Raw genomic sequence first — 7,507 nt, forward strand, 5'->3', positions numbered from 1 at the left:
CGGCCCCCACGGGGCACAAACCAAACGAATCCATCAACAAGGAGCAATCGTGGCGCGCGACAACGCGGCTCCCACCACTTCCGACGTCCCGACGAATCACCAGGAGCTCGTCTCCTGGGTCGGCGAGATCGCGGCCCTCACCCAGCCGGACCGCATCGTCTGGTGTGACGGCTCGGAGGCCGAGTACGAGGCCCTGTGCGAGGAGCTCGTCTCCAAGGGCACCTTCAAGAAGCTGGACCCGGCCAAGCGCCCGAACTCCTACTACGCCGCCTCCGACCCCTCCGACGTCGCGCGCGTCGAGGACCGGACCTTCATCTGCTCCGAGAAGGAGGAGGACGCGGGCCCGACCAACCACTGGAAGGCCCCCTCCGAGATGAAGGAGCTCTTCGCCGGCAAGGGCGAAGAGGGCGGCATCTTCCGCGGCTCCATGAAGGGCCGCACCATGTACGTGGTCCCCTTCTGCATGGGCCCGCTCGGCTCCGAACTCTCCGCGATCGGCGTCGAGATCACCGACTCCGCCTACGTCGCCGTCGCCATGCGCACCATGACCCGCATGGGCAAGCCCGTCCTGGACGAGCTCGGCACCGACGGGTTCTTCGTCAAGGCCGTCCACACCCTCGGCGCTCCGCTCGCCGAGGGCGAGGCCGACGTGCCGTGGCCCTGCAACACCACCAAGTACATCTCGCACTTCCCCGAGACCCGCGAGATCTGGTCCTACGGATCGGGCTACGGCGGCAACGCCCTGCTCGGCAAGAAGTGCTACGCCCTGCGCATCGCGTCCGTCATGGCGCGCGACGAGGGCTGGCTCGCCGAGCACATGCTGATCCTCAAGCTCACCCCGCCGGCCGGCGAGGCGAAGTACATCGCCGCCGCCTTCCCCTCCGCCTGCGGCAAGACGAACCTCGCCATGCTGGAGCCCACGATCCCCGGCTGGACCGTCGAGACCGTCGGTGACGACATCGCCTGGATGCGCTTCGGCGAGGACGGCCGCCTCTACGCGATCAACCCCGAGGCCGGCTTCTTCGGCGTCGCCCCCGGCACCGGCGAGCACACCAACGCCAACGCCATGAAGACGATGTACGCCAACACCGTCTTCACCAACGTCGCGCTCACCCCGGACGGCTCCGACGTCTGGTGGGAGGGCATGACCGAGGAAGCCCCCGCCCAGCTGATCGACTGGAAGGGCAACGCCTGGACCCCGGAGTCGGAGACCCCGGCGGCCCACCCCAACGCCCGCTTCGCCGTCCCGGCCTCGCAGTGCCCGACGATCGCCGCCGAGTGGGAGGACCCCAAGGGCGTCCCGATCTCCGCGATCCTCTTCGGCGGCCGCCGCGCCTCCGCCGTGCCGCTGGTCACCGAGTCCTTCGACTGGAACCACGGCGTCTTCATCGGCTCGAACATCGCCTCCGAGAAGACCGCCGCCGCCGAGGGCAAGGTCGGCGAACTGCGCCGCGACCCCTTCGCCATGCTGCCGTTCTGCGGCTACAACATGGGCGACTACATGGGTCACTGGGTCGACGTCGCCAAGGACAAGGACCAGTCCAAGCTCCCGAAGATCTACTACGTGAACTGGTTCCGCAAGAACGACGCGGGCAAGTTCGTGTGGCCCGGCTTCGGCGAGAACAGCCGCGTCCTGAAGTGGATCGTCGAGCGCCTCGACGGCACCGCCGAGGGCGTGGAGACCCCGATCGGCATCCTGCCGACCGTCGCGTCCCTGGACACCGACGGCCTGGACCTGCCGGCCGCCGACCTCGAGTTCCTGCTCACGGTCGACAAGGAGGTCTGGCGCGACGAGGCCTCGCTGGTCCCCGAGCACCTGAACACCTACGGCGACCACACGCCGAAGGAGCTGTGGGACCAGTACGACGCGCTGATCGCGCGCCTGGGCTGATCCCCGGCCACCCCGAAACCCCTGCGTCCGGCTGTCCCCGGCCGTAGGACGACGCGGGATTCCCCGACCTAGGGCTCCCTGCGACCTTCCAAATAGGTCGTGTGCGTCTGCTGACGGCGGGCCTCCGTTTCACGGAGGTCCGCCGTCACGCGTTCCGCCTCCTCGAGCAGCAGCGACAGCTGCCGCTCCAGGTGCCGCTCGGGCGATTCCCCGCCCGGCGTGAGCCTGGTCCACCAGCGGGTCCGGTTGTAGGTGTCCACGCACTCCGGGACGTCCGTCCGGATCGCCCGCGTCAGCGCGTGCACCGCCTCCGGCTCGGTGGCCAGGACGTGGCCCACCCAGCCCGGCTCCAGCATCGCCGCGTACAGCGCCAGCAGCTCGGCCAGGATGCCGGCCGGCTCCGCCGGCAGGTCCACCTCGCCGACGTACTCGCTCAGCCGCGCGAAGTCGTCCCGTACGAAGCCCAGTTGCTCGGCGGGCTCCGGGATCACCGGGGGCGGGGGCACGTCCGGCGGGGCGACGAGCGCGCCCGCCGCGTACAGCCCGGCGATCACCACCGGCCAGTACGTGCCCGCCACCCCGGTCAGGGTCAGGCCCACCCCGACCACCCCGCAGGCGCTGCCCGCGAGGTTCTTCTTCGACTCCAGGAACTTCAGGAGACCCGCGCCGAAGGCGTTCCCGGCCGTCCTACTGGTAGCCACGGATCTCCTCGAAGGCGCCGTCCAGGGAACCGTTGCCGTCGGTGGCGTCGAAGAGCCGTCCGCCGGTCAGTTCGGTGATGTGGGTGAGCTCCTTGCGGTCCGAGTCTCCGAACAGCACCGCGAAGACCGGCGTGCGCTTCTGCGCCTCCGGCAGCCCCGCGTAGAAGCTGTCGAAGTCCTTCGCCTTGTCGCCGCTCTTGCCGTCCGTCATCAGCACGATCGAGGTGAAGGCGTCCCCGTTGCCCTGCCCCAGGTGCTGGTACGCCGCCTTCAGGCTGCCGTACACGGCCGTACCCCCCTCCGGTGTCAGCGACTTCACGTCACCGCGGATCGCGTCCAGGGCCGGACCCGGATTGCCCGGCTCGACCACGTGCGTCAGTACCTTCTTCACCTTGTCGCCGAACGGCAGCAGCGTCACCTCCTCGCGGTCCCGGAACCTCTGCCCGGTCCCCGAAGTCCCGCTCCCCGTCAGCTCGGTGAGCGCCGACTTCAGCCGCCCGATCCGGTCCTCGTCGGCCATCGAGCCCGAGGTGTCCAGGACGTACACCGTGCGCGAGGGCCGGCGCAGCTCGTTCTCGTAGCTGGCCAGCAGCCCGTCCGCGACCGACCGGGTGCCCGGGAACGGCAGCTCGCGCCGCTTGTCCGCGTTCAGCCCGGCCCCCGGGGTCACACCGGCCGCGACGGGCCGCCGGAAGGTCTTCTCGGTGATCGCCTTCTGCGCGTCGGCGCCGCGCAGGTACTCGGTCAGCGACCGCCCCGACTCGCGGGCCCCGGCCGGGGCCGAGGTCAGCAGGGTCAGCGGATAGTGCGCCGTGACCACGCCGTCGAGCGGCCGGATCACCGTCAGGTCCGTCTTCGCGTCCCGGTTCATGGACAGCAGCACCGACTCGTAGTTCACCAGCGCGTCCACGTCCCCGCGCTTGGTGTACGCGGCCGCCAGCCAGCCCGAGGAGCCCGAGGTCAGCTTCTGCCCGGTGAAGAACTCCTTCAGCTTCGGCTGCGCCTTCGCCACGTCCGCGTCGGTCAGCGCCGCCTGCGCGCCCGAGAGCCCCGACGCCACGGAAATCAGCGCCGAGAAACCGGAGTTGGAGCGCACCGGATCGGTCATGCCGTACGTCAGCTTCCCCGTGGCCACCGCCTCGTGCACCGCCGACCAGGTGACCTCCCCGGGCTTCCAGCCCAGCCGGGCCAGTGCCTGCGGCTTCACACCGATGGCCACCGGCGAGGACATCACCGGGGTCTCGCTGGACAGCTTCCCCGCCGCCTCCGGCCGCAGCCGCAGGTAGTCGTTGGAGGACAGCCAGACGGCGTCGTACTTCCCGTCCGCCTTGCCGGAGGCGATCTGCTCGACCGCGTCGAGGGTGCCCGACATGGTCAGCTCCACGCTGACCCCGGTGGCGCTCTTCGCCGCCTTCAGCACCTCGTCCATGTCGGACAGTTCGCTGGAGGCCAGGACCCGCAGCTTGCCCTCCTGGTACGCCGTCTGCTTCGGCTTGTCCGGCGCGTCCTCGGAGGAGCACGCGCTCGCCCCGAGCAGGGTCGCGGCGAGCGCCACCGCCGCGGCGAGCCGCCGGCGCATCACGGCGCCGCGGATGCTGATGCCGTTCATCGGTCCCCGCCTTCCAGTGCGCTCGCGTTGCGGGTGCGCGCCAGGTACGCGGAGGCGTTCTGGAGTTCACCCGTCAGGGACTCCACGGTGGCCGCCATGTTCTCGGTCGCCTGCGCCTTGAAGGTGTCGATCGCGTCCAGCGTCTTGTAGATCTGGGCGAAGGCCGTACGCAGCGTCTCCGCGCCCACCGCGGGGTCGGCGGCGATCCGCTGGATCTCCCCGCTCTGCGTGGACAGCATCTCCGCGTTGCCGCGGATCAGGTCCTCCGTCGTATCGCGCAGGGTGTTGATCTGCGCGATCACCTTCCCCTGGTTGTCGATCGCCGCGGCCAGCATCACGGCGATCCGCAGCGCGGACACGGTCGTGGTCGCGGCCCGGTCGACGCCCTTGATCAGCTCGTCGTTGTTGCGCCGGACCACGTCCATCGCGAGGTAGCCCTGCGCGCAGACGGCCAGCTGGGTCAGCAGGTCCTGGTGCTTCTGCCGCACCGGGAACAGCACGTCCACGCGGAGCGCGTCGGCCTGCTGCGGGTCGCTCTGGGCGGCGATCCGCTGCTCGACGGCCGCGTCCAGGGCCTCGGTGAGCACCGCGTACTCCTGGAGCTTGCCCATGGTCTCCCACAGGCGCGCCCGCTCGGTGTGCAGGGCCGCGTTGTCGCGGCGCAGCTCGTCCTGGCCGCCGCGCAGGGCGCCGACGATCCGGTTGAGCGTCGTCTGCGAGGAGGCGTACCTGGCCACGTGGTCCTGGAGCCTGTTGCCGCCGGGCAGCTTGGAGAGCAGCTTGCGGACCCCCTTGGCCGGGGTGTCGCGCGGATCCAACTCCTCGACGGTACGCCGGAGTTCGACCAGTGAACTCGCGACGCGGCCCTGGGCGTCGCCGCCGTCCGAGCCGAGCGAGCGCACGGCCCGCTCCAGCATCCGGTTGGACTGCTGGGCGGCGCCGCGCATGTCGGCGGAGCCGAGGCCCGCGATCTCCCCGATCCGGGTCGCGAACTCGGGGGAGCGGCTGTCGATGCCGGCCAGCGAGCCGACGTACTCCCCGGCCCGGCGGGCCATCTCCTCGCGCACCCCGTCCTGGAGCGGTACGAGGCCGGAGGCCTGCTCCCGCTTGACGGCGGCGACGGGCTCGGGAGCGGTGAGGACGAGCGGGCTGTCCTCGGGTGGCGTCAATGTCATGATGTTCTGTCCCCCTATCCCTTGGCGCGCGCGGCCAGCGCCATCAGGATCTTGACGGTCGGCGCGCCGACCTGGCGGATCCCGGTCAGCCCCGGGTTGAGGTACGCGGAGTGCGGCGCGGTGGCGGCGGTGAACTCGGCCACCCCCTCCTGCGGCCGGAACCCGTGGCGGACCGCGAGCTCGCGCAGCTTCGGATCGGTGGCCAGCAGGCCGCCGAGCTCCTTGGCCTTCTCGCTGATCGGCACGAAGGTGTGCGGGGAGTTGACGGTGGTGTCCGGGTAGAGCACCACCATGTCGCCCGGCGTCTGCTTCTGCAGGAGCAGACTGGCCACCTGCGATTCGTAGGCGAGGATGAGCGGTTCGCCGCTGCCGCTGATGAAGGCCCGGAAGGGATCGTCGGTGCTCGGCTCCAGGGCCCCCTGCACCGAGATCAGCTTGCGCATCAGGGGCGCGGTCTTCTCGATGCCCTGGTCGTCGGAGACGACGGTCGAGTTGTTGGCCACGTTCGAGGCCGTGGCGAGGAAGAGCGCGCCCGAGTTGGAGGTCGCCGGGTCGGTGGTCTTGATGAACACCGTGCCGGTCAGCTCCGGGTAGGCGGTGGTGCCGCCCTGGAGCTCCTGCCACTTCTTGTCCTCGCCGGCGGCCTTCAGGTAGGGGCCGAGGAGGAGCGTGCCGGAGTTCTTGCCGGTCATCTTCGCCAGACCGTGGTCGGCGAGGACCTTGGCGGCGTTGGGGCGGGCGATGACGACGAGCGGGGAGAAGAAGGGCTTGGTGTTCTGCGCGCCCTTCACCCCGGCCGCGGCCTCGATCTCCTTGGCCGGTTCACTGCTGCTGGGGAAGGCGAAGTCGAACTCCTTGAGGGCGAGTTGGTCCATCGCCCAGGAGCCCGATGTCTCCGTCTTCACGGTGTAGCCCTTGTCCGCAAGGGCCTTGACGACGTCGGGGTCGCGGAAGAACTCGGACTTCTCCGAACCGATGACGCCACGCACGGTCTTCGTTGCCGTGCCCTCCGGCTTCTTGCCCCCGATGACGATGGCCGCTATCACGCCGCCGATCAGGAGGACCGCCAGAGCGATTCCCAGGATGCGTCTCACGGGTGCAGAGTGCTCGCGGAAACCCACATTCCGCGCTGGGTTGAGTGAACGGCAGGTGACCAGGCGGTCCCACTTCGAAATGCTGTGTGGGCCCTCGGGTGCTGGTTCGCGGGGCGGTCGGCCGGGAGGATCGTCCCATGGGTGGCGTGAGCGCGTTGAAGTGGCAGGGCTGGCTGGTCGCCCTGGTGTTCGTGGCGGGGCTGCTGGTCTTCGCCCCGCTGGGGCTGTACGTGTGGGCCGGCGGCGCACCGGCCGAGCGGCCGGCCGGGGCGGCGCGGGAGGACGTACGGATCACGGACTGCCGAATCGATCCGGCGAGCCGCCGCGTGGTCGCCACGACCGAGGCGACGAACCACTTCCCGGAGCCGGGGTCGTACGTCGTCACCGTCGAATTCCGAGCCCCGACGGTGCCGGAACTGACGGCCGCGACCCCGCCCGCGTCGACCCCGACGGGGCCGGGCCGGACGGTCGGGACCGGGGGGCAGGCGGCTTCGGCGGGGCCGGGCCGACTGGTCGGGACCTCGGCTCCGGCGATCCCGGCGATCCCGGGCCGGCAGGTCGGGACCCCGGGCCCGGCGATCCCGGGCTCAGCGGACCCGTCCCTGGCGATCCCTGCCCCGGCGGACCTGGATCTGGTCCCGGTCGTCCAGGGGCCGCAGGCGCTGGTGAAGATCCCGGGGGTTCGCCCGGGTGCGACGGAGCGCGCCGAGGCGCTCGGGCCGGTCTGGCCGGCGGCCGTGATCCCCTGGTGCGGCATCGCTGCGGCGGATTTTGCCCCGGCCCCGCCCTTCGCCCGTTCCCTGGGGCTGGGCCCCAGACCCCACGCGAACCCCGACCGGGCCGGAATCGCCGCTGCGCGGCAAACCGGCCCGCGGGGCGATGACAGCCCCGCCGGCGTCTGAGGCGCGGGGGCCCGGGGGCTGACCCCCGGCAACGGCGCCGCCCCCGGCAACGGCGCCGCCCCCGGCAACGGCGCCGCCCCCGGCAACGGCGCCGCCCCCGGCAACGGCGCCGCCCCCGGCAACGGCGCCGCCGCC

The 7,507-nt window shown here is 71.2% G+C and carries 6 protein-coding genes; 2 read left to right on the forward strand and 4 right to left on the reverse strand.

Translation table 11 applies throughout. The features are described from left to right. Positions 1-49: 49 nt before the first annotated feature. The gene (locus ACWGDE_RS06375) at positions 50-1,891 is read left to right on the forward strand and encodes a phosphoenolpyruvate carboxykinase (GTP) (RefSeq protein WP_453387824.1); all 1,842 of its coding nucleotides are present in this window, start codon (positions 50-52) and stop codon (positions 1,889-1,891) included. Between the two features lie 68 nt (positions 1,892-1,959). On the opposite strand, the gene ACWGDE_RS06380 is transcribed toward ACWGDE_RS06375, so the two are convergent. From ACWGDE_RS06380 to ACWGDE_RS06395, 4 genes are read right to left on the reverse strand one after another with little or no spacing between them, the layout of a single operon-like run. Continuing rightward, entirely contained in the window at positions 1,960-2,592 is a 633-nt protein-coding gene (locus ACWGDE_RS06380) for a hypothetical protein (RefSeq protein WP_453387825.1), read from the reverse strand. Next, positions 2,579-4,201 (reverse strand): substrate-binding and vWA domain-containing protein, encoded by a 1,623-nt coding sequence (locus tag ACWGDE_RS06385; protein WP_453387826.1) that lies wholly within the window; start codon positions 4,199-4,201, stop codon positions 2,579-2,581. Before ACWGDE_RS06385 ends, ACWGDE_RS06380 begins: the two co-directional genes overlap by 14 nt. Beyond that, the gene (locus ACWGDE_RS06390) at positions 4,198-5,376 is read right to left on the reverse strand and encodes a toxic anion resistance protein (protein ID WP_453387827.1); all 1,179 of its coding nucleotides are present in this window, start codon (positions 5,374-5,376) and stop codon (positions 4,198-4,200) included. The genes ACWGDE_RS06385 and ACWGDE_RS06390 overlap by 4 nt, the downstream gene beginning before the upstream one ends. A gap of 14 nt (positions 5,377-5,390) precedes the next feature. Continuing rightward, positions 5,391-6,470, reverse strand: a complete 1,080-nt coding sequence (locus tag ACWGDE_RS06395; protein ID WP_453387828.1) for a hypothetical protein — start codon at positions 6,468-6,470, stop codon at positions 5,391-5,393. Between the two features lie 146 nt (positions 6,471-6,616). On the opposite strand from ACWGDE_RS06395, the gene ACWGDE_RS06400 reads away from it, so the two are divergent. Continuing rightward, positions 6,617-7,372 (forward strand): hypothetical protein, encoded by a 756-nt coding sequence (locus ACWGDE_RS06400; protein WP_453387829.1) that lies wholly within the window; start codon positions 6,617-6,619, stop codon positions 7,370-7,372. Positions 7,373-7,507: the final 135 nt, after the last annotated feature.

The sequence above is a fragment of the Streptomyces sp. NPDC054956 genome, from assembly GCF_053609185.1.